This is a genomic window from Variovorax sp. Varisp36, assembly GCF_047304235.1.
In the GTDB taxonomy this organism is placed as follows: domain Bacteria; phylum Pseudomonadota; class Gammaproteobacteria; order Burkholderiales; family Burkholderiaceae_C; genus Variovorax.
In genome coordinates this window covers 1-25,585 of sequence record NZ_JBGLYU010000039.1, presented here as the reverse complement: position 1 = coordinate 25,585, position 25,585 = coordinate 1, and the positions used below count along the sequence as shown (strand labels likewise).

Genomic DNA, 25,585 nt, shown 5'->3' with positions numbered 1-25,585 from the left:
CGGCAGCGGGCAGTCATCGCGCGCTCCGTTCCGCTTGCTGCGCCTCCTTTTTGTGAATGTCCAGCCCGTACGAACCAGACTAGAAGCTTCGCAGCAAACTTTGCCCGGGCGATATCGATTTGTTGCAGCGGGTGATCGGCGCCGCTATGCGGACACGGAGTTTTCCTACGAATTTGCCGGCCTCGCCGCTTCATCTTTCGGGCTCCCCACAACTCAACTGGAGCCCATGATGCCTACTTCCCGACGCGCGGAGCCCGACGCCTGCAGCCTCCTGGACACCGACCATCGCAACGTCAAGAAGCTGTTCAAGGAGTATGAGGAACTCGCTCACTCGCGCGCGGCTTCTGCGGAGAGCAAGAAGCGCGAACTCGCCAACCACATCTGCACGGAACTCACCGTCCATGCACAGATAGAGGAAGAGATCTTCTACCCCGCGGTGCGCGCGGCCATCAAGGAGACGGACTTGCTCGACGAAGCCGAGGTGGAGCATGCAAGCGCCAAGGACCTGATCGCGCAGATCCAGGAAGCCACGGAGATCGACGAAAAGTTCGATGCCAAGGTCATCGTCCTTGGCGAATACATCGACCATCATGTGAAGGAGGAGCGCAACGAGATCTTCGTGAAGGCGCGCGCCGCCCGCGGCCTGGACCTGGTCGCCATGCGCGGGCAGCTGGCCGCGCGCAAGGAAGAGCTGATGGAGGAACTCGGCGCCATGGCCTGAGTTCGCGCGCAGGGGTTCTCCGCAAGACCGAAGGCGATCTCATAGCAATGCGCTATGAGATCAATATGCTCAATCTGGTTGTTGAAGGGACAGTCCAAACCTAGACTGGCTCCGATCGCGAGTGATCGACAACCAAAGGAGAACCCCTTGTCCGATGAAACGAAGTGCCCCTTCCCGGGCCATGCGCGCACGCACTCCATGACGGGTGCTTCGGCAAATGCAGGCTGGTGGCCCAACCAGCTGAACCTGAAGCTGCTGCACCAGCACACCGCCAAGTCCAATCCCATGGGCGAGGCGTTCGACTATGCCGAGGAGTTCAAGAGCCTCGACCTCGACGCGGTGATCAAGGACCTCCAAGCCCTGATGACCGATTCGCAGGATTGGTGGCCCGCCGACTACGGCCACTACGGCCCGCTGTTCATCCGCATGGCCTGGCACTCCGCGGGCACCTACCGCACCTCCGATGGCCGCGGCGGCGCGGGCAACGGCGCGCAGCGCTTCGCCCCCCTCAACAGCTGGCCCGACAACGGCAACCTCGACAAGGCGCGCCGGCTGCTGTGGCCGATCAAGCAGAAATACGGCCGCAAGATTTCCTGGGCCGACCTGATGATCCTCACCGGCAACGTCGCACTGGAGTCGATGGGCTTCAAGACCTTCGGTTTCGCCGGCGGCCGCCCGGACATCTGGGAGCCCGAAGAGGACATCTACTGGGGGCCGGAAGGCAAGTGGCTGGCCGACGAGCGCTACAGCGGCGACCGCGAGCTCGCCAATCCGCTGGCCGCCGTGCAGATGGGCCTGATCTACGTGAACCCCGAAGGACCGAACGGCAACCCCGACCCGCTCGGCTCGGCGCGCGACATCCGCGAGACCTTCGCCCGCATGGCCATGAATGACGAGGAGACCGTGGCGCTGACCGCAGGCGGCCACACCTTCGGCAAGGCCCATGGCGCGGGCGACCCGGCCAAGGTCGGCGCGGAGCCTGAAGGCGCCGACATCGAGGAAATGGGCCTGGGCTGGAAGAACAGCTTCGAAAGCGGTATCGGCGTCCACGCCACCACCAGCGGTATCGAAGGTGCCTGGACCCCCACGCCCACCAAGTGGGACAACAGCTACTTCGAGACGCTGTTCGGCTACGAATGGGAACTCACCAAGAGCCCCGCGGGCGCGCACCAGTGGAAGCCCAAGGGCAGCACCGGCGCGGACACCGTGCCCGATGCGCATGACCCGGCCAGGCGCCACGCCCCGATGATGACCACCGCCGACATGGCCATGCGCATGGACCCGGCCTACGAGAAGATCTCGCGCCGCTACATGGCCAACCCGCAGGAATTCGCCGATGCGTTCGCCCGCGCCTGGTTCAAGCTGACGCACCGCGACATGGGACCGCGTGCCCGCTACCTCGGCGCGCTGGTGCCGAAGGAAGAGCTGATCTGGCAGGACCCGATTCCCGCCGTGGACCATCCGCTGGTCGACGACAAGGACGTCGCGGCGCTGAAGGCCAAGGTCCTCGCCTCGGGCCTCACCGTATCGCAACTCGTGGGCACGGCCTGGGCCTCGGCCTCGACCTTCCGCGGCAGCGACAAGCGCGGCGGCGCCAATGGTGCGCGCATCCGCCTCGCGCCGCAGAAAGACTGGGAGGCCAACCAGCCGGCCCAGCTGTCGAGGGTGCTGTCGGTGCTGGAAGGCATCCAGAAGGAGTTCAACGGCGCGCAGTCCGGCGGCAAGAAGGTCTCGCTCGCCGACCTGATCGTGCTGGCCGGCAATGCGGCGGTCGAGGCCGCGGCGAAGAAGGCCGGACAGGACGTGACGGTGCCCTTCTCGCCGGGACGCATGGACGCTTCGCAGGCGCAGACCGACGCTGTCTCCTTCGCTCCGCTGGAGCCGCAGGCCGACGGTTTCCGCAACTATCTCCGCAAGGGGATCGACGGGGCGTCCGCCGCGGGGCTGCTGCTCGACAAGGCGCAGCTGCTGACCCTCACCGCGCCCGAGATGACGGTGCTGGTCGGCGGCCTTCGCGTGCTGAATGCGAACGTCGGCCAGTCCGGCAACGGTGTCTTCACCAAGCGCCCGGAGACGCTCAGCAATGACTTCTTCGTGAACCTGCTCGACATGAACACCGGGTGGAAGAAGTCCGCGACGACCGACGGCGTGCTGGAGGGACGCGACCGCAAGACGGGCGCGCTCAAGTGGACGGGCACGGTGGCCGACCTCGTGTTCGGTTCCAACTCGCAGCTGCGCGCGGTCGCGGAAGTCTATGCGGCCGGCGATTCGCAACAGGTCTTCGTGCGGGACTTCGTGGCCGCCTGGACCAAGGTGATGAACCTCGATCGCTTCGACCTGCGGTGATTGCGGGCGGCCGGTCGCGGCCGCGCCGAGCAGCAATACAGCCCGAGCCTGGTTCCGGAGAGTCCCGAACCAGGCTCGGGCGTATTCAAGGACAACAGCCTTCGACACCAGGAGCCTTGCATGAAACCCCAGCCCATCGAATACGCCGCCGCTTCCGAGGAAGTCAGGGCGGTCTTCGACGACATCAGGACCACGCGCAACGTGCCGGACGTCAACAATTTCTGGAAGTACCTCGCCAACGACCCGGCCACGCTCAGGCGCACCTGGAGCAGCCTCAAGGAAGTGATGGCGCCCGGCGCGCTCGACCCGGTCGTGAAGGAGATGGTCTATCTCGCCGTGAGCGTCACCAACAGCTGCGGCTATTGCATCGCGAGCCATCACGCCGGTGCCGAGAAGGCCGGCATGACGCCCGCGATGTTCGCCGAGCTGATGGCCGTGGTCGGCATGGCCAACGAGACCAACCGGCTGGTGAACGGCTACCGCGTGCCCGTCGATCCGGCCTTCGACAAATAGCGGGTGTCGGCGGCGCGCGTTCAGCCGATCGTCATCAGGCTCGCGTTGCCTCCGGCCGCAGCCGTGTTGATGCTGAGTGCGCGCTCCACCACGAGGCTTTCGAGCGGTATGTCCGCGTCGCCGGGCGCGAAGGCGCGTACGCCGACAATCGGGCCCGGGCGCGCCGCGATGCGCTGCATCACGCCCGGCAGGCCTTGCGCGCTGCCGTGGCGCAGCGCGGCGTCGAACACCACTGTGTCGGACGCCCAGTCGTTCGCGATGGCCACGCACTGCTGCACTTCGGCCGGCAGCGAAGCGCGAAGGCCCTGTGCGGTGGCGTCGGCGGGCCAGATCGCGGTGCTGCCGACCGACAGCACGGCGGCCAGCTGCGCCAGCCGGTCCGCTTCTGCATCCGCACCCGGGTCGACCAGGCACAGCACCGCTTCGCGCGGCGCCAGCGTGTAGACGTTGCGCTCGCCGGTCGGGCCGGCCAGCGTGCGCGAACTGCCCGAGCGCGACTGCGCGGCAAAGCGCGCGCATTGCGCCGCCAGCGCGGGGCGGCCGGTGGCTTGCGCCCAGCGCGACAGCGCCGACAGTCCGGCCTGCGGCGCCGAAGCGGCATCCGCCACCGCGCGCGCCATCGCATCGTCGGGCCGCGCCGACAGCATGCGCAGCATGTACAGCGGCCCGCCGGCCTTCGGCCCGGTGCCCGACAGGCCCTCGCCGCCGAACGGCTGCACGCCCACCACCGCGCCGACGATGTTGCGGTTCACATAGACGTTGCCCGCCTTGGCGTTCTCCACGATCTGCGCGATGGTTTCGTCGATGCGCGTGTGCACGCCCAGCGTCAGCCCGTAGCCCGTGCCGTTGATCTGCCCGACCAGCGCACCCAGGTCGCGGCGGCGGTAGCGCACGAGGTGCAGCACCGGTCCGAACACCTCGCGCTGTAGCTCCGCGATGCTGTCGAGCTCGATCAGCGTGGGCACCACGTAGGTGCCGTTGCGCGTGTCGTGCGCGTATTCGCGGGCCTGGCGGAAGACCTTGCGGCCCTTCGAGCGCATGGCCGCGATGTGGCGCTCGATGCCGTCGCGCGCCTCGGCGTCGATCACCGGGCCGACGTCGACGGCCAGCCGCGCGGGGTTGCCGATGGAGGCCTCGGCCATCGCGCCCTTGAGCATCTCGACGAGCCGGTCGGCCGCTTCCTCCTGCACGCACAGCACGCGCAGCGCGGAGCAGCGTTGTCCGGCGCTGTCGAAGGCCGAGGCCATCACGTCCGCGACCACCTGCTCCACGAGCGCCGACGAGTCGACGATCATTGCGTTCTGCCCGCCGGTCTCCGCGATGAGCGGCACGGGTGCGCCATGCGCGCCCAGCCGCTGCGAGAGCGTCTTCTGCAGGATGCGCGCCACCTCCGTCGAGCCGGTGAACATCACGCCCTGCACGCGCGCGTCCGCCACCAGCGCGGCGCCGACGGTTTCGCCCCGGCCGGGCAGCAGCTGCACCGCGGCGCGCGGCACGCCGGCCTCCCACAGCACGCGCACCGCCTCGGCCGCGACGAGCGGTGTCTGCTCGGCTGGCTTGGCCAGCACCGGATTGCCCGCCGCGAGCGCGGCCGCCACCTGGCCGGTGAAGATCGCCAGTGGAAAGTTCCACGGGCTGATGCAGACCATCGGGCCGAGCGCGCGGTGGGTGTCGTTCGAGAAGTCGCTGCGCGCCTGCGCCGCGTAGTAGCGCAGGAAGTCGACAGCCTCGCGCACTTCGGCGATGGCGTTGGCGAACGTTTTTCCGGCCTCGCGCGTCAGCAGGCCGAGCAGCCGGGGCATGCCTTCCTCGAGCTTGCCGGCGGCGCGTTCGAGCAGGGCGGCGCGTTCGGCGGGTGGCGTGGCGGCCCATGCCGGAGCGATGCCATGGGCCTGGGCAATGGCCGATTCGACGTCGGCCAGCGTGGCTTCCTGAACCTGTCCGACGATGTCGCGATGGTCGGCGGGATTGGCGACGTCGGCCGCCTCGCCGTGCGGCACGGCTTGCGCGAGCATCGGCGCCGCGTGCCAGTTTTCAAGGGCGCTGCCGGCCAGCGCATGGCCCAGTGCGCGAAGGCTGTCGTCGTTTGCGAGGTCGAGCCCTTGCGAGTTGGCGCGCTGCTGGCCGTACAGCGCCGCGGGCAGCGCAATGGCCGGATGCGGCAGGCCCATCGTGCCTTCCTGCGCAGCCATGCGCTCGACCGTGGCGACCGGGTCTTCCACCAGCGCGTCGAGCGGGATCGCCGGGTCCGCGATGCGGTTCACGAACGAGGTGTTGGCACCGTTCTCCAGCAGGCGGCGCACCAGGTAGGCCAGCAGCGTCTCGTGCGTGCCCACCGGCGCGTAGATGCGGCACGGCCGCCCGAGCGGGCCGACCACCTGTTCGTACAGCGGCTCGCCCATGCCGTGCAGGCACTGGAACTCGTATTGCCCCGGCTGATAGCGCGACGGCTCCGCCATCGTGTAGATCGCGGCCAGCGTGTGGGCGTTGTGAGTCGCGAACTGCGGGTAGACGGCATCGGGCGCATCGAGCAGCTTGCGCGCGCAGGCGAGGTACGACACGTCGGTGTAGGCCTTGCGCGTGTAGACCGGGTAGCCGCCGAGCCCGTCGATCTGCGCGCGCTTGATCTCGCTGTCCCAGTAGGCGCCTTTCACCAGGCGCACCATCAGCCGGTGCCGGCTGCGGCGCGCGAGATCGACCACGAAGTCGATCACGAACGGGCAGCGCTTCTGGTACGCCTGGATCACGAAGCCGATGCCGTTCCAGCCCGCGAGCGCCGGCTCGAAGCACAGCCGCTCCAGCAGGTCGAGCGAGAGTTCGAGGCGGTCGGCTTCCTCGGCGTCGATGTTCAGGCCGATGTCGTACTGCTGCGCCAGCAGCGCGAGCTCGCGCAGCACCGGATACAGCTCGGCCATCACACGCGCGTACTGCGCGCGGCTGTAGCGCGGGTGCAGCGCAGAGAGCTTGATCGAGATGCCCGGCCCTTCGTACACGCCGCGGTGGTTCGAGGCCTTGCCGATCGCGTGGATCGCCTCTTCGTAGGCCATGCGGTAGCGCTTCGCGTCTTCCATGGTGAGCGCCGCTTCGCCGAGCATGTCGTACGAATAGCGAAAGCCCTTGGCCTCCAGCTCGCGCGCATTGCCGAGCGCCTGTGCGATGGTTTCGCCGGTGACGAACTGCTCGCCCATCATGCGCATCGCCATGTCCACGCCCTTGCGGATCAGCGGCTCGCCGCCCTTGCCGATCAGGCGCGTGAGCACGGCCGACAGGCTGGTTTCGCTGTGCGTGGCCACGAGCTTGCCCGTCAGCAGCAGGCCCCAGGTCGCGGCGTTGACGAACACCGAAGGGCTGCGGCCCGCATGCGATTGCCACTGGCCGTGCGCGATCTTGTCGCGGATCAGCGCGTTGCGCGTCTCGGCATCGGGAATGCGCAGCAGCGCCTCGGCCAGGCACATCAGCGCCACGCCTTCCTGCGACGACAGCGCGTATTCCTGCAGCAGGCCCTGCACGAGGCCGGCGCGGCCGCCTGCGTTCTTGCGGTCGCGCAATTGCTGCGCGACGCGGTGGGCGAGTTCCTGTGCTTCCTCTGCCTGGCCTTTGGGCAGCCGGGCCTGCGCGAGCAGCGGTGGCAGTGCCTGCGGTTCGGGGCGGCGACAGGCCGCTGTGATGAGGGCGCGCAGCGGCGAGGGATCGGGCGGCAGTCCGTCGGCGAATGCCGTGAAGGAAGAGGGCAGAGGGTCGGGGCTCATGGGAGGTTTGTGCTGGGAATTGTTGGATGATCCGCGTCCCGATGCCGAATTTGTGTTCAAAGAACGGCGCTTCGATAGAGTAAAACGCTATGTAAAGCAGCGGACAAGTCAGGTTCGTCGGGGGCGGTGGGCAGAGAATCCGCGTTCCGTTCCATCCCGGGAGTCGCACGAACATGCTCAGCTACAGATGGTTCTTTTCCTTGGCCCTCGCGGCCGCGTGCATCGCGCCCTGGCCGACGCATGCGGCAACGGCCGATGCCTCCACCTGTTTGAATTCGGCCGCCGCTGGATGCTTCCGCAGCTTCACACCGCCAGGAGCCGGAGGCGCGCTGCACTACTACTCCTCGCTCGATCCCGATGCACCGGCGACAGGCGCCACCGCCGGGCCGACGAAAGCGCTGATCGCCATGCACGGCCATTCGCGCGACGCCAACAAGACATTCGAGGCAGCGCTGAGCACCCTTCGCAACGCCGATGCGCTCGGCGACACGCTGGTGATCGCGCCGCTCTTCCAGGTCGCGGCCGACAAGGCGGTGGCCGGACGCTGCAACACGGTGGGCGTGCCCGTCGCGCAGCCCGGCGACCTGCTGTGGACCTGCGGCTCCTGGCTCGAAGGCGCGCGCTCGGCCTCGGGCAGCCGCGTCGGGTCCTTCGCGGTGATGGACGCGCTGGTGGCCGACATCGCGCTGCGCTGGCCCAGCCTGCGCACCATCACCGTCGCGGGTTTCTCGGCGGGCGGACAGTTCGTGCAGCGCTACATCGCCTTCACGCAGCACGACGGCACGGCGGCGGGCAATCCGGCGATGCGCTACGTGGTGGCCGATCCGAGCACCTGGCTCTACTTCGATCCGGTGCGTCCGCAGCTCTCGCCTGACGGCGCCTCCGTGACCGGCTTCTCCGTGCCTGACGCATCCGCGTGCCCGCAGATGAACCGCTGGAAATACGGCACCGACGGCCTGCCCGCCTACTTCGGGCGCACCGCCGCGCAGGCGCGCCAGCAGTACGTGCAGGCCGACATCAGCTATCTCGAAGGCGCGCTGGACAGCAACGACGCGAAGGGCACGGCATACCGCGTGCTCGACAAGTCCTGCGCGGCGCTTGCGCAAGGCTCGTTTCGCATGCAGCGCGGCCTGGCCTATGCGCAGTACGACCGCAAGCTGCTTGCGCCGGACAAGCGCCGGGAGGTCGTGGTAGTGCCGGGCTGCGCGCACGACGTGGCCTGCGTGTTTCCCTCCGAGGCGGCACGCGCCGCGCTGGTCGGCCCTTCTCGCTGATCGGAGCAGCCTGCCGGCGGGCTTGACGCGATTTCCTTTATGGTGGACATTTGATCCAGTATGAAGGAAATCAAGGAATCGGCCGAAACGGAAGCCCCGTCCGGCCTCAATGACCGCATCGCCCAGCGCGTGCGCGACCTGCGCGCGGCCCGAGGCCTCTCGCTCGATGCGCTGGCCACGCACTGCGGCGTGAGCCGCTCGATGATCTCGCTGATCGAGCGCGGCGAAAGCAGCCCCACCGCCGTGCTGCTCGAGAAGCTCGCAACTGGTCTCGGCGTGTCGCTGGCTTCGCTGTTCGAGGCGCCCGCGCCCGCCGCCGATCCGGTGGCGCGCCTGGCCGGCCAACTGCGGTGGCGCGACCCGCACTCCGGCTATGTGCGGCGCAACGTGTCGCCCGACGGTTTCGCATCGCCCATCCAGATCGTCGAAGTGATGTTCCCGTCCAAGGCCCGCGTGGCCTACGAAACAGCGGCGCGCGAACCCCTGATTCACCAGCAGGTGTGGGTGCTCGACGGCGTCATCGAACTCACGCTGGGCGACGAGCGCCACCGGCTCGAAACCGGCGACTGCCTGGCGATGGTGCTCGACCGTCCCATGAGCTACTACAACCCCTCGCGCAAGACCACCCGCTACGCCGTCGTGATCGCTACCGCGCCCTTTTCCCGGAGATGAACATGCCGACCCTCACTGCCGATGCGCCGCGCATCCGCCTGCTGTCCACCGTCACCGGCACGCAGCTGCAGGGCCTTGCCGCCGTGCTGGCCGATTGCGTCGATGGCGGCGCGTCGGTGAGCTTCATGCAGCCGCTGGCCGAAGAACGCGCCCAGGCCTTCTGGCGCCACGTGGCCGACGGTGTGGCGCGCGGCGAACGCGCGTTGCTGGTGGCCGAGGACGCCGAAGGCATCGTGGGCACGGTGCAGCTCGTGCTGGCCCAGCCCGAGAACCAGCCGCACCGCGCCGAGGTGTCCAAGATGCTCGTGCACCGCCGCGCACGCCGCAAGGGCATCGGCGCGCTGCTGATGCAGGCGGCCGAACAGGTGGCGCGCGAGCACGGCAAGACGCTGCTGGTGCTCGACACCTCCAGCGCCGAAGCCGAGCGGCTCTATGCGCGCGTGGGGTGGACGCGGGTGGGCGCGATTCCCGGCTTTGCCCTGTTGCCGCAGGGCGGGCTGTGCGCCACCACCTTCTTCTATCGCGAGCTGATCGAACAGGGCCCTGGCAGTGATCAGGGCGCGGCGGCTCCGCAGGTGCGGTAGGTCTGCGGCGCCGGTGTGACCTGCGCCGCCTTTGCCGCGGAAGCCTTGCGGTTCGACGCCGTATGGAGCAGCAGCGCCACCACCACCATCGCCATGCCCACGGCCTCGTTCACCGTAGGCAGCCTGCCCAGCGCCGCGCTCATCAGCAGCGCCGACACCGGCACGAAGTTCAGGAACGCCGTGCCCGTGACGGCCCCGAGCGTGCGCACGCCGTAGTTGAAAGCCAGCACCGAGATGGCCGAAGGCACCACGCCCACGAAGAACAGGGCCTGCCAGGACAGGCGCAGGCCTTCCAGGCTGGGCACTGCCGACCAGCCCAGCACAGCGGCCCCGATTGCCGCGGCCAGCAGCACGGGCCACGAGGCCAGCACCGTGAGCGCGGTGTACTCGATCACGTCGAGTCCGGGAAAGCGCGTGGCGCCGCGCGTGTACCAGACCCAGCCCAGCGTGCCGGCGAACGCGATGGCGTCGCCGAAGAGCGTCGTCGACCCGGCGGACGCACCCGCGCCGAACAGCAGGCCCGACACGATCGCCACGCCCGCCAGCGCCAGCGCGCTGGTCAGCAAGGTCGCTCGCGACGGACGCACGCCGTCGAGCGCCCAGCGCACCAGCTGCGCGGTCATGGGCGTGGTGGCGATGATCACCGCGCCGTGCGAAGGCACCGAGTGCGCGAGGCCGACCAGCAGCATCACGCTGAACACGCCGAAGCCGGCCGCGCCGCGCAGCGCCAGCGGCCCCGCATGCAGCCGCAGCTTGCGCCAGGGCGCCGCGCCGCGCGGCAGGATCAGCAGTACGAACAGCAGCGCCGACAGGGTGTAGCGGATCAGCGTGAACCACACCGGTTCGACATGGTGCAGCACGCCCTTGCTCACAAGGAACAGGGAGCCCCACCCGGAGGTGGCGAGCAGCAGCGCGGCGATGCCGCCCAGGCGTTGGCGTTGGAACATGGGGGAGCCTCTTCTTGCAATGATCGATGCCCCAAGAATCGGTGCTGGAGGCCGCCATTGCCATTCGCTTCTTTGGACAGGGGGCTCCAGAAAAACGAACGGACCGATCCGGCCCTGAAGCTCACAATCCATCGCCATGGAGCTCTATCAACTCAAGACCTTCGTCGCCATCGCGAAGGAAGGCAGTCTGACCCGCGCCGCCGAGCGCGTGTTCACCAGCGCGCCGGCGGTCAGCGCGCAACTCAAGGCGCTGGAAGACGAACTCGGCGTGAAGCTGTTTGAGCGCACGCCGCGCGGCATGTCACCCACCGAGGCCGGCCTCAGCCTGCTCGAAGAGGCCGAACGCACGCTGGCCTCCGCCACGCGCATGCGCTCGGCGGCCGATCAGCTGCGCGGCGCCGCGCAGGGCGTGGTGCGTTTCGGCACGGTGGTCGATCCCGTGGCGCTGCGGCTCGGCGAGGTGCTGGTGAAGCTGGCGGAACGCCATCCGCAGGTTGCGCTGCAGCTGAGGCAGGGGCTGTCGTACGAAACGCTTTCCGCCGTGCAGCGCGGCGACCTTGATTGCGCCTACGTGCTCAGCGACAGCGAGCAGATCGAAGGACTGGAACTGCGCCGCCTCGGTGCGGTCGATCTCGTCGTGGCCCTGCCGTTGCCCGTCGCCGAGGCGCACCCCGGCCTGTCGCTCGACCAGCTCACGAACATGCCGTGGGTAGGCACGCCGCCTTCATGCATCCTGCGCGTGCATCTGGAAAAACTGTTCGCCGGCGCGGGCCGCGAATACCGCCAGGGCCGCACGGCCGACGGCGAGAGCGCCATCCGCAGCATGGTAGCGAGCGGCATGGGCGCGGGGCTGATGCGGCTCGACCAGGCCGAGCAGGGCGAGCGCAACGGCGAGCTTGCGATATGGAACGGCTGGCGGTCGCATACGTGGCTGTGCTGGGTTGCACGGGGGGAGGGCAAACGTCCCGTGGCGGTGGAGGCGGTGCGCAGCGCGGTGATGGAGGCCTGGGGCTGAAACGATGCCTCTCGTTCGGGGCGCGCTCGCGCCGACGGGGTGCCCTGTGCACGCACCTCCGAAACGCACCCGACGCGGCGCAAAGCATTGCCGCGGGGTACCATCCCCGCCGCCGCAACGCTCCGCTCTCCATGAACGCTGAAATCGCTGCCCTGCCCGCCTCCAATCCTCTCGCCGATCTGCTGAGCCGCGCCCGGCAGGCCCTGGCGGATACGGCGGGCGCGCTGCCCGTGCCATCGACCGCCACCAACGAGGCGGGCTGCGTGGTGTTCCTGGCCGTCGGCGAAGACAGCAGCCGGGCCCGCGTGGCTTCGGGCCGGGGCGCTGACTTCGACGCCGCGTGGCGTGCCGCCGCCGAGCAAGCGAAGCGCACCGGCCAGGCAGCGCAGCGCCTGCGCGCCGAGGTGGTCGACAAGGTCGAGCCCATGAGCTGGGGCGCGCTGAAAGCGAAGTTGGCGCAGACCAAGCGCAACTACTTCAACGAGGGCATCGCCTTCGATGCGCGCTTCGAAGTCGCGCTGCTCGCGCAGGAAATGCTCGGCAGTGCGATCCTCTACAACGGCGACGTGGAGCATGCCGAACCCAATACGGGCAACCTGCGCCTGCACTGCAAGCGGCGCTTCGGCCGCGAGATCGACTTTCCCGCGGACGACGCGGCGCCGGTCTGGTGCTTCACCACGCGGGCCGTGTACGTGGACGCCGAGGGTGCCTGGCCCCTCGCCGCCGAAGGGCAGGCGGCCGGATTCCGCGAGCTGCGCGAATGGAACGCGCCGCAGGTCCACGCGCTGATCGACGCCGCCGGCAACTACCTGGCCGAGCAGGTCAAGCCCACAGGCGAGTTCCACTACGGCTGGTTTCCCTGCTTCGACCGCCCCATTCCCACCTACAACACGCTGCGCCATGCCAGCTCCACCTACGCAATGCTGGAGGCGTGGGAGCTCACGCGCAGCGACGCGCTCAAGGCGGCCATCGACCGCTCGCTGGCCTTCCTGACCGGCACGCTGATCCGCCAGGCCAAGTTGCCGGACGGCACGCGCGCCGCCTACCTGCTGGACATCGGCAGCGAGATCAAGCTCGGCGGCAATGCCGTGTGCCTGCTCGCGCTGGTCAAGTACACCGAGCTCTCGGGCAACCCGCAATACCTGCCGCTGCTGGAGCAGCTCGCGCTCGGCATCCGCCACATGCAGGACCCGCAGACCGGCAGCTTCGTGCACGTGCTCAACGCGCCCGCGCTCGACGTCAAGGACCGGTTCCGCGTCATTTACTACGACGGCGAAGCCGCCTTCGGCCTGATGCGCCTGTACGGGCTCACGCGCGACGCGCGCTGGCTCGCGGTCGTCGAGAAAGCCTTCGAGCATTTCATTGCCGCCGAGCACTGGCGCGCGCACGACCACTGGCTGAGCTACTGCGTCAACGAACTCACGCGCTACAGGCCCGAGACGCGCTACTACCGGTTCGGCCTGCAGAACGTGGCGGGGTACCTCGACTTCGTGCTGGAGCGCATCACCACCTTTCCCACGCTGCTCGAACTGATGATGGCCGCGCGCGACATGGTGCTGCGGCTGGAGGCCGACCCCGCATTGCGCCCGCTGCTGGTGGAGCTCGACCGCGACAAGTTCGACCGCGCGCTGGCGTACCGCGCGCGCTATCTCGCCAACGGCCATTTCTGGCCCGAGCTGGCGATGTTCTTCCGCAACCCGGCGCGCATCGCGGGCTCGTTCTTCATCAAGCACCACAGCTTCCGCGTGCGCATCGACGACGTGGAGCACTACCTCTCGGGCTATGTGGCGTACCACCGGATGCTGAAGGCGGGCGAGGCGCTGCAGCAGGCAAAGGCGGCGACCGGCGTCGTCGCCTGGGGCGGCGACGTCAACCTCGCGCGCCGCCAGCACTACCGGCTGCACGAACTCGGCGGCGCGCACAGGATGCTCGGCGGCATCGCCGCGCTGCGCGAGGCCGACCTGCGCATCGTGAACCTCGAATGCGTGGTCGCCGCCAGCGGCGAGCAGGGCGTCGACAAGGGCGAGTCCGCTCCCTACTACTACCGCGCCCGCCCCGAAATGCTCGCGGTGCTGACCGAGGCCGGCATCGGCATGGTCGCCACCGCCAACAACCACAGCGGCGATTACGGCCCCGATGCGCTCATGGAGCAGCACGGCCTGCTGGATGCTGCGGGCATCGCCCATGCCGGCACCGGCCGCACGCCGGAGGCCGCGCTGCGGCCCGCGTTCCGGCGCGCGGGTGGCGTGCGCGTGGCGCTGTTCTCGCTCGACGCCACGCAGTCCCGCTTTGCTGCCACTGCCGCACGCGCGGGCGCTGCCTGGCTGCCGCTGGGCGACCCGGCCGCCTGGACCGCCACGCTCGCACCGCGCATAGAGGCCGCGCGCCGCGAGGCCGACGTGGTGCTCGTGGCGGTGCACTGGGGCGACAACCTGGAGACCCAACCGACGCAGGCCGAGATCGCCGTCGGCCATGCCATCGTCGATGCCGGGGCGGACGCGATCCTCGGCACCTCGGCGCATGTGCTGCAGGGCATCGAGATCTACCGCGGCCGGCCGATCCTGCACGACGCCGGCGACCTGCTGTTCGATTCGGTGCGCAACGACTTCGGGGATTCGGGCGTGTTCTCGCTGACGCTGGGCCCGCGCGGCGTCGAGGAAGTGATGTTCACGCCCATCGGCGTCGGCTTCGGCTTCTCGCGGCAGCTCGCGGGCGACGAGGCGCAGGCACTGAGCGAACGCTTCGCCGCGCAATGCCGCGCGCTCGGCACCGAGATGGTCCCGGCGGCCGGAGGCCGTTGCGCGGTGCGGCTGTCGCCGCCCGAGCGGTCCGCCTTCCGGCCCGAACCGGCTTCCGCGGTTGCGCCGGTTGCGCGGCCGGCGCCCCTCGTCGGTGCTGTGCCTGCACCGCGGCCCGAGTGGCTGGCCGACGCGGTGCCTGGCGACGCGCGCATCACGCCGCTGCAGATCGGCCCGCTGCGCCTGGTGGGCGTTCGCTGCGCGCCTCGGCAGATCGTCGGGCGACGGCTGCTGTGGGTCGAATCGTTCTGGACCGTCGATGCACCCCTCGCGGCCGACCTGCGCGTGCAATTTCGCGCGTTGCCGATGCGCAGCACCCGCATGCCGCCATGGGGCGAGGGCATGGAGCACGACCCCTGCGACTGGATGTGGCCCACCAGCCGCTGGGAGCCCGGCCGCATCTACCGCGACCGCTACGGCCTGCGTGCGCCGCGCGCCGGCCTGCTGGAAAGCGACGTGCTGCAGCTCGAAGTGCGCGTGCGCGGCGACGCGCCCGAGCTGCCGCCAGCGCGCCGGCTCCCGCTGTGGTGCGGCCTGCGCGTGCCTGATTTTCCGACGCCCTTGCCCGAGCGCGCCGCGCCCGTGCTCGCGGCCGACCGCCCCGGCGCGGGCTCCGAGCTCGAGCCTGTGTGGACCGCCGCGCAGCTGCAGCAGATCACCGGCGGACACTGGCTGGTCGAGCCGCCGCCCGGATGGTCCGTCAACTCGGTGGTGCGCGGGCCGGTCCACATGAGGCTGCTGCCGAAGCCCTCTCTCTTCATCGCTTCCGACTACCGCACGCTCGCCGCGCACGAGAACTACAGCAAGCCGCGCACCGACAACTGGGACCGTCACCTCGAACTGCCCGGCCTGCACCCTGCGCTGGCCGGCGCCGTGGTCGCGCACCCGGTCGACGGGCTCGACCCGGCCTTTCCGCTGCTGCAGGTGGACGACCCGATCGCCGCGATGCTCGCCATGGGCGCTGCCGCACGGGCGCGCTACAAGGGCTTCGTGGTGGGCGTGACCGGCACGGTCGGCAAGTCGTCCACCATCGCGATGCTGCGCGACCTGCTGCCCGAGCGTGCGCGCGTGCACACCACCGTCGAGAACTACAACTCGCGCGTCGGCGTGCCGGCCATGCTGGCCAATCTCGGGCCCGACGTGGACGTGTGCATTCTCGAAATGGCGCAGAGCGGGCTCTGGATGGACCGCGGCCCGATTTCGCTGGTGGCGCGGCCGCACGTGGCCCTCATCACCGAGATCGGCCTGTCGCAGACCCGGCAGGCCTCGACGCTGGAGCTCACGGCCGCCTACAAGTCGCGCATCTTCCTGGGCCTGGAGCCCGGCGGCGTGGCGATCGTGCCCGACCACATTCCCTGCCTGCGGCAGGTGGTGGATGCCGCCGCGTGCACGGCCGGTGCGATCTGGGTGGTGGGCAGCGGGCCCGACGCGAACGTGCGCCTGCTCGATACCCGGCCCGAAGCGCGCGGCGGCTGCCGCGTGCGCATCGCGATCCCGGGGCGCACGCTGGAATACCTGTTCCCGGTCGAGAGCGCGGGGCTGGTGCGCAATTCGGCGCTTGCGCTCGCGGCCTTGCTCGCCATGGGCTTCGACGGCGACGCTGCCTGCGCGCGCATGCCCCAAGTGCGCCTGCCGGCCTCGGTGATGCAGGTGCGCGCACTGCGCACGCAGGCCGGCGTGCAGGCCACGCTGATCGACGACAGCTGGAACGCGGAGATCATGTCGATGCGCAACGCCATGGAGTTCGTGCGCAACTGGCAGCGTGCGGAGAGCGGCCCGGTGGCGCGCAAGATCGGCGTGCTGGGGCGCATCGTCAATCTCGACGGGGAAGCCGAGGCCATGCACCGCGGCCTGGCCGCACCGCTGCTGGCATCCGGCATCGAGCACCTCGTGACGCACGGCGACGAGATGCGCTGGCTGCGCGAGGAGGTGCCGGCCGAACTGCTCGGCCCGCACTTCGACGACGCCGCGCAGCTCGCGGGCTACCTCGGCGGTTTCCTGCGCGACGGCGACCTCGTGCTGGTGAAGGGCGACCGCGTCGGCTCCGACTTCGGCCGCGTGCCAGGGCTGCTGCAACGGCTATGAAGACGCCGGGCCTCTTGCTGCGGTACATGCGCGGTGTCCTGGTGCTGCTCGCGCTGGTGCAGGCGGCCTGCGCGCAGCGCACCGGCCCCGACGTACCCCGGCCCTTCGTCGCGAGCAACGACGAGGTGCTGCACTGGAACCAGCCCGCCGATCGCGCGAGCTGCCCCGACCGGCCCGGCTACCTGTGGGTGCGGCCTGCCGAGGGGCCGGCCTGCATCCGCTACTTTGCGAGCGACGACATCGACGGTGCGCGCATGGCCATCGTGCAGTTCTCGGGCGACCGCGACGGCGTGATGGACCAGGCGCCCGAGCGCATCCCCGGCAACACCGAACCCCTGCGTACGCTCGACGCGCAGCGCAGCCGCGACCGCGCCGGCGTGCCGTGGATCTTCATGGCGCGGCCCGGCACGTACGGCTCATCGGGCGATCACCGCAAACGCCGCCAGCTGGTGGAGTTCCACGCGCTCGATGCTGCGCTCGATGCGCTCATGCAGCGCCACAAGCTGCAGCGCATCGTCATCGTCGGCCACAGCGGCGGCGCCACCGCGGGCGCCGCGCTGCTCACGCTCGGCCGCACGCGCGTGGCCTGCGCGGTGCTCACGTCGGGCGCCTACGGGCTGCTTGAGCGCGCACGCATGCTGGGCCGCTCCAGAGACGGCCGCACCGACACCACCGGCAGCGCGCAGTTCTACGACCCGCTCGACCACGTGGGCGGCATCGCGCGCGACCCGGCGCGGCGCATCGTGCTGATCGGCAGCCGCGACGACAGGAACACGCCCTTCGCGCTGCAGGAGCGCTTCGCCGACGCCGTGGCCAAGGCCGGCCACCGCATCGAGCTGCGCACGCACGCGGGGGAGCCGCCCGACTACCACGACCTCAAGGACCTCATCGCGCTGCGCACCGCCTCGCAGTGCGCGCGCGAGGCGATGCTTCAGCAAGCAGGAAATACATGAGCAAAAGCAACATCACGTCGCGCGAGTTCGGCCGCATGCCCGACGGCCGGCCGGTCACCGAATACACCCTCGACAACGGCCGCGGCCTGAGCCTGAGTGCCATCAATCATGGCGGCATCGTCACCGCGTTGCGCGCCCCCGACCGCCATGGGCGCAGCGGGAACATCGTGCTGGGCCTGCCCACGCTCGCCGACTACCTCAAGCCGCATCCGCATTTCGGCACCATCGTCGGACGCTTCGCCAACCGCATCGCGGCGGGGCGTTTCACGCTCGACGGCACGTCGCATCAACTGGGGCTGAACGACGGCGTCAACTCGCTGCACGGCGGCGCGAAAGGCTTGGGCACGCGCTTCTGGGAGATCGTGCCGGTGACGGTGCAGGAGGCCGGCGGCGACATCGCCATCGAGCTGCGCTACACCAGCGCCGATGGCGAAGAGGGCTACCCCGGCGAGCTGCGGCTGACAGTGCGCTACACGCTGTCGGCAACCGCCAACACATGGCGCATCGACTACAGCGCCACGACCGACAAGCCCACGGTTCTGAACCTGAGCCATCACGACTACTTCAATCTTGGGGGCAGCGGCTCGGTGATGGACCACCGCCTGACGATTCCCGCGAGCCGCTACTGCCCGGTGGACGCGACGCTGATCCCGACCGGCGTGGCCGACGTGGCTTCGACGCCGTTCGACTTCCGCACCGCGACCCGCATCGGCGAGCGCATCCGCGAAGGCCACGATCAGCTGCTGCTTGCGCATGGCTACGACCACAACTGGGTGCTCGACAGGGCTCAAGCCGAGCACGGCCTTGCGCTCGCGGCGCGGCTGGAGCACGAGGCCACGGGCCGCGTCATGGAAGTGCACACCAGCGAGCCCGGCGTGCAGTTCTATTCGGGCAATTTCCTCGATGGCAGCCTCTTCGGCAGCGCGGGCGCGAGCCTGCGGCAGGGGGACGGGCTGTGCCTGGAGACCCAGCATTACCCCGACTCGCCGAACCGGCCGGAATTTCCGTCAACGGTGCTGCGGCCGGGGGAGCGCTTCCACAGCGCGACCGAGCATCGGTTCGGGGTGCTTGGCTGAGCCTTCGTGCATCCGGTGCGGCGCGGGGACTTCAGTTCCATCGCCGACCCGGTGCAGTCAAGTCCCGCGCGTCCAGGCGCGTGTGAGCGGACAGCAGGCCGCGCTCGGCACCTTCGAGCTGGCTGGTGCGCTGGGATGATGGTGCCGGCGCCTGCGGCGGCGAAGAGATGCCAGGCACCACGGCCTTGGCGGCATCGATGAGCGTCTTGAGCTCGCTCATGTCCCACTGGGGCAGCGGTGCCGGGGGAAGGGGCAGCACCTTGTCGAGATTGGGAAAGCGCAGGTCGGGGTTGTGATAGAGCGCGTCGCCAAGAGCGTTGTAGCGGTCTGCGCGCGACTTGTCGACGGTACCGCTGACCAATGGAGTACCTCTACTGAATGCGCCTCGTAAGTAGTTGGCACTTCTCTCGCTACCCAATCTTGTCCCTTGATGAAGCGCACGCAGGGCGCGCGGATAGTCCTCGTCTATGACACTTAGAGTAACGCCCAATTCAAAGGCTGCCTGCCCAGACCCCTGAGCAAACGCACATTCGAGCATCTTCAATCCGATCGCACGATTTCCCCAAAACGAAGGCGGCTCGTCGTGATTGCCAAGCAGCTTGGCGCCTATGTACGTTTGCGATGCCATGCTTCCCATGTCCGCCGCCTTCTGCCAGAACGCATACGCCACCGTCGCATCCTGCTTGAGCGAGCCGATGCCGCCCATATACATCGTGCCCATGTTGTCCCAGGCCGCCGGCACACCTTTGCGCATCAGGTCTTCGGTCAGCTCGATGGCCTTCTCCGGGTCTTGCTCAACGCCCAGGCCTTGCAGGTAGAGCCCTGCCAGGTTGAACTGCGCCTTCCAGTGGCCTAGCTTCATCGCCTGCTCGTAAAGCTGGGCCGCCTTCGCGTAGTTGCGGTCCTCCGACCACTTCTCGTAGCTCACCAGCGCCAGCGCCTGCTGGAACAGTGCTTCGGCTTCTGCCGTGATGGGCGGGTTGGCAGCGGCCTCGTGCTTGCACACGAAGTCCTTGCGGTGCGGATCGAACTTGTCGAGCCTGGTGAAGCGTGGCAGCTTGCTGTCCGACATGAAGGGTTGGTGAGGCTGGGCTTTGAAGTCGTCTTGCATGGGACATCCCGCCAGAAGGAATGCGGCAGCAAACAGGGTTGCCGCCCCGGCTGTGCGGGTGCCTTGCATCACCGCGCGTTCACCCCACCACGGGCGGATTGCCCACGCCGACCTGCGGAATCCTGCTGAAGCCCAGAGGGTTGGCCTGGTTCCACCAGGTCCAGATGACCTGCGCCGGATCGATGTCCAGGTGCTGCTCGCGCGGATCGGGGAAGAGCTGGCCTTCCATCACATAGGACTGGCGATGCCACTGGTTGAACGATGCCGCGAGCGCGTGGGATTCGGGTACGCGCGCCTGCCAGATGCCCGTGACGAGGCAGCGCGCGGCGCCGCTGCATCGCACCCGCGGCGTCGGCAACTCGGCCTCGCGCGCGATGCCCTGGGCCACACGCGTGTGAGTGGCAAGAACGCCTCGCTCGGCACCTTCGAGTTGACTGGTGCGCGGGGATGTCGGTGCCGGGGCTTGCGATGGGGAAGGAGCGGCAGACACCACGGCCTTGGCGGCATCGATGAGCTTCTTGGGCTCGCTCATGTCCCACTGGGGCAGCGGTGCCGGGGGAAGAGGCAGCACCTTGTCGAGGTTGGGGAAGCGCAGGTCGGGGTTGTGATAGAGCGCGTTGGCGAAAGCGTGATAACGATCAGCTCTTGATGTATCTGGCCCTCCTTGTACCGGCGCCTCTCCGCCTCGAAATGAAGCACTCAAGTAGCCGGCGCTTTTTTGGCTGCCAAGCTTGACACCCTCGTGAAATATCTTGAGCGCCCGCTCGTTATCTTCTTGAAGATCGGAGTGCGTCCCCACGAGAGTGATTGCCAATTCAAAGGCCCCATTCGCAGAGCCTTGAGCGAACGCGCATTCAAGCATCTTCAGCCCGATAGGGCGATTCCCCCAAAAAGTCGGCGGTTCATCGTGCGCGGCCTTCAACTTAGCTCCGATGTATGCCTGCGACGCCATACTCCCCATGTCTGCCGCCTTCTGCCAGAACGCATACGCCGCGGTCGCATCCTGCTTGAGCGATCCAATGCCGCCCATGTACATCGTGCCCATGTTGTCCCAGGCCGCCGGCACGCCCTTGCGCATCAGGTCTTCCGTCAGCTCGATGGCCTTCTCGGGGTCCTGTTCGACGCCCAGCCCTTGCAAATAGAGTCCCGCCAGATTGAACTGTGCCTTCCAGTGGCCCAGTTTCATTGCTTGTTCGTACAGCTGCGCTGCCTTGGCGTAGTTGCGATCCTCCGACCACTTCTCGTAGCTCACCAGCGCCAAAGCCTGTTGGAACAGCGCCTCGGCCTCGGATGTGATGGGCGGATTGGCATTGGCCTCGTGCTTGCACACAAAGTCCTTGCGATGTGGATCGAACTTGTCGAGCCGGGTGAAGCGCGGCAGCTTGCTGTCCGACATGAAGGGTTGATGAGGCTGGGTCTTGGAGTCGTCTTGCATGGGGCATCCCGCCAGAAGGAGTGCAGCGGCAAACAGGGTTGCCGCCCCGGCTGTGCGGGTGCTTTGCATCACCGCGCGTTCACCCCGCCACGGGCGGACTGCCCAGGCTGACTTGGGGAATCCTGGCGAAGCCCAGATGGTTGGCCTGGTTCCACCAAGTCCAGATGACCTGCGCCGGATCAATGTCCAGATGCTGCTCGCGCGGATCGGGGAAGGGTTGCCCCTCCATCACGTAGGACTGGCGATGCCACTGGTTAAACGATACCGCGAGCGCGTGGGATTCGGGTACGCGCGCCTGCCAGATGCCCGTGACAAGGCAGCGTGCGCTGCCGCTGCATCGCACCTGTGGCGTGGGCAACTCGGCCTCGCGCGCGATGCCTTGGGCCACACGCGTGTGAGCGGCAAGAACGCCTCGCTCGGCACTTTCTTCGAGTTGACTGGTGCGCTGAGGTGTCGGTGCCGGGGCTTGCGGCAGCGAAGAAGCAGCAGGCACCACGGCCTTGGCGGCATCGATGAGCGTCTTGGGCTCGCTCATGTCCCACTGGGGCAGCGGTGCCGGGGGAAGGGGCAGCACCTTGTCGAGGTTGGGAAAGCGCAGGTCGGGGTTGTGGTAGAGCGCGTTGGCGAGGACGTGGTAGCGATCGGCCCTCGATGTATCCGGACCTCCTTGCACTGGTTTATCTCCACGTCGAAACGAAGAGCTCAAGTAGCCGGCACTTTCTTGACTGCCAAATCTGACGCCTTCATGCAGCACCTTAAGTGCTCGGGAATAGTCCTCCCCCAAATTTGGATCATTGCCGTTTAGATCCGCCCCAAGCTCGTATGCGGCGGGGCCATAGCCTTGTGCGAATGCGCACTCCAGCATCTTGCGCGAGATTGTCCTGTTCGCCCAGAACGATGGCGGATCGTTGTAGACACCAATCAGTTTTTTTCCAATGTATGTCTGCGACGCCATGCTTCCCATGTCTGCCGCCTTCTGCCAGAACGCATACGCCACCGTCGCATCCTGCTTGAGCGATCCAATGCCGCCCATGTACATCGTGCCCATGTTGTCCCAGGCCGCCGGCACACCCTTGCGCATCAGGTCTTCGGTCAGCTCGATGGCCTTCTCCGGGTCTTGCTCAATGCCCAGCCCTTGCAGGTAGAGCCCTGCCAGGTTGAACTGTGCCTTCCAGTGGCCCAGCTTCATCGCCTGCTCGTAGAGCTGGGCCGCCTTGGCGTAATTGCGATCCTCCGACCACTTCTCGTAGCTCACGAGCGCCAGCGCCTGCTGGAACAGTGCTTCGGCTTCTGCCGTGATGGGCGGGTTGGCGTCGGCCTCGTGCTGGCAGACGAAGTCCTTGCGGTGCGGATCGAACTTGTCGAGCCTGGTGAAGCGCGGCAGCTTGCTGTCCGACATGAAGGGTTGGTGAGGCTGGGCTTTGGAGTCGTCTTGCATGGGACATCCAGTCAGAAGAAGCGCAGTGGCGAACAATGCACCCGCTGCGCGGATGCATTGCGTCATCCAGGTTGTAGAGGTGTGCATGAACTAAGCAAACTTGACGAACGGCACCCCGCGAGGGTCCTCGAAGAGGTGGATGAAGCTGTTGTTTTCTGGAGCGTGCGCTTTGGCTTTGTTTCCGCCATTCGCCTTCATCCGCTTCAACCAATCCTCATGCGCCTGCGCAGTCTCCCTCCGCGTACAGTCCCTCCCATCCAAATCATCCCCCGCCAGATTCCCCCACACCCGCTTCCTCGCCGCCTTGGTGAACGCATACTCCTCCGTGCACAGGTTCAGCTCGCTGTCCGCCGCCATGCTGCGCGCGTTCAGGTTCGCGCTGCCAAGCGTCAGGTACACGTCGTCCACGATCATCAGCTTGCTGTGGATGTAGATCTCCCGGTAGCGCCTGGGCGTGATGTTGAAGTCGCTCAGGTTCTCGGGGTCCACGTCGTCGGCGTGGCCCCTGGCTTTCTCTTCCACGCCCGCCTGCGCGTCCTGAGCCTCGCTGTCGCGCGCCTTGATGCGGATGTTCTTCGCCTGGTTCGCGCTGTCGAAGGTCAGCAGCATCGCCACCAGCGGCTTGATGCCCAGTTCCTGCAGCTGCGCCTGTGCATCCACGGGCACCGTGTTGGCCGAGGCGCCCACCAGCCCGCCGCCGCCCCGGGCGCCCGCCTCCCGGCGCTTGCGTTCCCCCTGCACCTTCTTGTCGTACTCGCCCATCTGCGCACCGGCACCCAGCGTGCCGACCGTGTCGTAGGTGCTGGGCACCATCTGGCCGCGCTCGGGCTGCGGGATCACCACGAACAGGTGCAGCGGCGCCATGTCGGTGGGCGCCGCACCTGCCTCCTGCATGGCCCGGCGGTAGCGCCTGCGCACGTCCTTGAGCAGCCTGGGCCACTCGCTCAGCTGGAAGTACTGGTTCTCCATATAGATGTAGTTCAGCGCGTTGGCGCTGGCCAGCGTGTAGCCCTTGAGGATGGTGCCGTCGTCGGATTCCGGCTGGGTGCGCTGGATCTGCACGCGGCAGCGCGAGCCTGGCGGGCGCGGGAGGTCTCGGGCCTGGATCGACTGGCGCCGGCTCCCGAGCTTCTCGCTGAAGGCTCCCGCCCCGTTGGCAGGAAAGAACCTGCCGGCCAGCCCGGGGATCACCTGCACGCCGGCCGCGCTGTCCCAGCCCTGCACGAAGTTCCGGTTCAGGCAGTGCAGCGCCTCGCCCTGCACCCGGATGGCGTAGTCCCGGTATGGCTTGCGGTGCCAGCGCACATCGTCGTAGTTGGTGTAGCTGTTGGGGCTGAGCTCGCGCCGGGGGTCGTTGAAGGCGTGCGAGGTGGTGTCCCAGTAGTCGGTCACGCTGTTCAGGCCCATCACGTAGCCGCAGATGTTGCGCGGCCTGCCGCCGGTGGCAGGCTCGTAGTCGATCAGGATCGGCTTCTGGTGGTGGGTGCCCACCGCGATCATGCTGGCGGCCTCGCTCAGGTCGCGCTTCGAGTCGGGCAGGTAGCGCGCCAGGTTGGAGTGGATTTCGAGCGGGCTGCCGCGGCGCAGCCGCACTTCCAGGTTCTTGAAGCGCCCGGCCAGCGCGTCTTCCCACCACTGCTTGCAGTAGTTGGAGCGGTCAGTCAGCACCCAGGCGGAATTGGAACGGTTGTCGTAGGAATCGGCGCCCTCGGGCCAGGTGGTCCGGCTGGTCTTGGAGAAGGAGGTGGGCGCCCAGAACGCGGGAAAGTCCGGCACGTTGCCCGCCGCCTTGTTGACCACCAGGCTGTCGAACCACAGCAGCATGCGCACCTTCACGCCCTCGCCGGCCTTGCGCACCAGCAGGTCACCGTAGGTGGTGCCGTGCGGCCAGGTGGTTCGGCTGCGGGTCAGCTCCATGCCGGGGTCGAAGCCCCACAGCACCAGGTCGATGCTGCTGCCGGCCGCGAGGATGTCTTTCTCGATGGCGGCGAAGCCTTCCTGCCCGCACATGAAGAATTGCAGCGCGTTGTTGTCGTGGATCGGGTGCGTCCTGTGGTCCTTCTCCAGAAACCATTGCAGCGTGCCCTTGCTGCGCCGCTTGATCATGTCGACGTGGCTGACTTCGGGCTTTTGGATTTCGTCGAGGAGCTTGTTCAGATCAGCCATGTCGGTTGTCGGCTCGAGAGAGGTTCATCATAGGGCGGCGTCGATGAGGGCCATCAAGTGGACGCCTGGCCGGCATCCGAGCCGCGCTCGCGCTGCGACCGGCGCTTCGAGCTGTCTTGCCCATCGCCGCGGTACCCCTTGTTGGACAGCTGATGCTCGTTGTACCGGGACTGCCCGGGATCGGGTTCCATCCGGTCCGGCGCCACCGGAACATCGTGGACGGTTCCGTTGAAGAGCCGGACCTGGTAGCGTGCGCCTTTCTCGGCGTGCTCGATGGTCAGCCGTCCGTGTTCATCGAACAAGCCTTTGCGGATTTCGGCGCCATTCTTCAGCAGGGTGTAGGACTGGCCGGAGAAAAGCAGGGGCGAGGGACCGGGGACGTGCTGTACGGAGAACGCGATCTGCGGATCAGGAGGTGTCTCCTTCAAAGCCGCAGCCGTCGATCGGATCGGGGGCACCGGCTTGTTCGCAGGCCCGACCAGGCTGTGCGTTGCCGCATGCTCGCGCCAGATGCCCATCGTGCCGTGCTCGATGCCATTCGCGTTCCAGCGCGTGTAGCTCGAGCCGCCGTTGATCAGCACCTCGTCCCTGGCGGTGATCGTGATGCGGTTGGCCTCCAGCTTGGTGTTCATCTTGGCCAGCACATTGACGCTGGCCTTCAGCGCCCTGATGTCGATGTCGGAACTGCCGGCGGTGAGTTTC

17 protein-coding genes are annotated in these 25,585 nt (G+C 68.0%); 10 read left to right on the top strand and 7 right to left on the bottom strand.

The features are described from left to right. The first annotated feature begins 229 nt into the window (after positions 1–229). The 3 genes from ACCD11_RS20940 to ACCD11_RS20930 all read left to right on the top strand — a co-directional run bounded on the left by ACCD11_RS20940 (position 230) and on the right by ACCD11_RS20930 (position 3,580). Positions 230–721 carry a hemerythrin domain-containing protein gene (locus tag ACCD11_RS20940; RefSeq protein ID WP_413315344.1) on the top strand — a complete coding sequence of 164 codons (492 nt, stop codon included), beginning with the start codon at positions 230–232 and terminating at the stop codon, positions 719–721. Positions 722–868: 147 nt separating this feature from the next. Then, entirely contained in the window at positions 869–3,067 is a 2,199-nt protein-coding gene (katG, locus tag ACCD11_RS20935) for a catalase/peroxidase HPI (protein WP_413315313.1), read from the top strand. A gap of 120 nt (positions 3,068–3,187) precedes the next feature. Next, the gene (locus ACCD11_RS20930; protein ID WP_007836531.1) at positions 3,188–3,580 is read left to right on the top strand and encodes a carboxymuconolactone decarboxylase family protein; all 393 of its coding nucleotides are present in this window, start codon (positions 3,188–3,190) and stop codon (positions 3,578–3,580) included. A 20-nt stretch (positions 3,581–3,600) separates the two neighbouring features. On the opposite strand, the gene putA is transcribed toward ACCD11_RS20930, so the two are convergent. Continuing rightward, a complete protein-coding gene (gene putA, locus ACCD11_RS20925) occupies positions 3,601–7,329 on the bottom strand; it encodes a trifunctional transcriptional regulator/proline dehydrogenase/L-glutamate gamma-semialdehyde dehydrogenase (protein WP_413315312.1) in 3,729 nt (1,242 codons plus the stop codon). Between the two features lie 173 nt (positions 7,330–7,502). Between putA and ACCD11_RS20920 the strand changes: the two genes are divergently transcribed. From ACCD11_RS20920 to ACCD11_RS20910, 3 genes are read left to right on the top strand one after another with little or no spacing between them, the layout of a single operon-like run. After that, positions 7,503–8,603, top strand: a complete 1,101-nt coding sequence (locus ACCD11_RS20920; protein ID WP_413315311.1) for a hypothetical protein — start codon at positions 7,503–7,505, stop codon at positions 8,601–8,603. A gap of 60 nt (positions 8,604–8,663) precedes the next feature. Further along, positions 8,664–9,275 carry a helix-turn-helix domain-containing protein gene (locus tag ACCD11_RS20915; protein ID WP_413315310.1) on the top strand — a complete coding sequence of 204 codons (612 nt, stop codon included), beginning with the start codon at positions 8,664–8,666 and terminating at the stop codon, positions 9,273–9,275. After that, the gene (locus ACCD11_RS20910) at positions 9,272–9,859 is read left to right on the top strand and encodes an N-acetyltransferase family protein (protein WP_413315309.1); all 588 of its coding nucleotides are present in this window, start codon (positions 9,272–9,274) and stop codon (positions 9,857–9,859) included. Before ACCD11_RS20915 ends, ACCD11_RS20910 begins: the two co-directional genes overlap by 4 nt. Here the strand turns inward: ACCD11_RS20910 and ACCD11_RS20905 are convergent. Continuing rightward, entirely contained in the window at positions 9,829–10,806 is a 978-nt protein-coding gene (locus ACCD11_RS20905) for a DMT family transporter (RefSeq protein ID WP_007836540.1), read from the bottom strand. The two genes, ACCD11_RS20910 and ACCD11_RS20905, sit on opposite strands and share 31 nt — an antisense overlap. Before the next feature lie 136 nt (positions 10,807–10,942). Here ACCD11_RS20905 and ACCD11_RS20900 point away from each other — a divergent pair, with 136 nt between their 5' ends. From ACCD11_RS20900 to ACCD11_RS20885, 4 genes are all read left to right on the top strand, one after another. After that, positions 10,943–11,821 (top strand): LysR family transcriptional regulator, encoded by an 879-nt coding sequence (locus tag ACCD11_RS20900; protein ID WP_007836542.1) that lies wholly within the window; start codon positions 10,943–10,945, stop codon positions 11,819–11,821. Between the two features lie 131 nt (positions 11,822–11,952). Next, a complete protein-coding gene (locus tag ACCD11_RS20895; protein ID WP_413315308.1) occupies positions 11,953–16,704 on the top strand; it encodes a CapA family protein in 4,752 nt (1,583 codons plus the stop codon). Beyond that, positions 16,701–17,657 (top strand): alpha/beta hydrolase family protein, encoded by a 957-nt coding sequence (locus ACCD11_RS20890; RefSeq protein WP_413315307.1) that lies wholly within the window; start codon positions 16,701–16,703, stop codon positions 17,655–17,657. Before ACCD11_RS20895 ends, ACCD11_RS20890 begins: the two co-directional genes overlap by 4 nt. Then, the gene (locus tag ACCD11_RS20885) at positions 17,654–18,733 is read left to right on the top strand and encodes an aldose epimerase family protein (protein WP_413315306.1); all 1,080 of its coding nucleotides are present in this window, start codon (positions 17,654–17,656) and stop codon (positions 18,731–18,733) included. Before ACCD11_RS20890 ends, ACCD11_RS20885 begins: the two co-directional genes overlap by 4 nt. A 31-nt stretch (positions 18,734–18,764) precedes the next feature. Here ACCD11_RS20885 and ACCD11_RS20880 read toward each other — a convergent pair whose 3' ends face one another. The 5 genes from ACCD11_RS20880 to ACCD11_RS20860 form a co-directional block, all read right to left on the bottom strand. After that, positions 18,765–19,844: a tetratricopeptide repeat protein gene (locus tag ACCD11_RS20880; RefSeq protein WP_413315305.1), complete on the bottom strand. Its 1,080-nt coding sequence runs from the start codon at positions 19,842–19,844 to the stop codon at positions 18,765–18,767. A gap of 79 nt (positions 19,845–19,923) precedes the next feature. After that, entirely contained in the window at positions 19,924–21,240 is a 1,317-nt protein-coding gene (locus ACCD11_RS20875; protein WP_413315343.1) for a tetratricopeptide repeat protein, read from the bottom strand. Between the two features lie 118 nt (positions 21,241–21,358). Then, positions 21,359–22,678: a tetratricopeptide repeat protein gene (locus tag ACCD11_RS20870; protein WP_413315342.1), complete on the bottom strand. Its 1,320-nt coding sequence runs from the start codon at positions 22,676–22,678 to the stop codon at positions 21,359–21,361. 129 nt (positions 22,679–22,807) lie between these two features. Next, entirely contained in the window at positions 22,808–24,883 is a 2,076-nt protein-coding gene (locus ACCD11_RS20865) for a phospholipase D-like domain-containing protein (RefSeq protein WP_413315304.1), read from the bottom strand. Positions 24,884–24,936: 53 nt separating this feature from the next. After that, positions 24,937–25,585, bottom strand: a 649-nt coding sequence (locus tag ACCD11_RS20860) for a DUF2345 domain-containing protein (RefSeq protein WP_413315303.1), incomplete at its 5' end; no start/stop codon positions are given.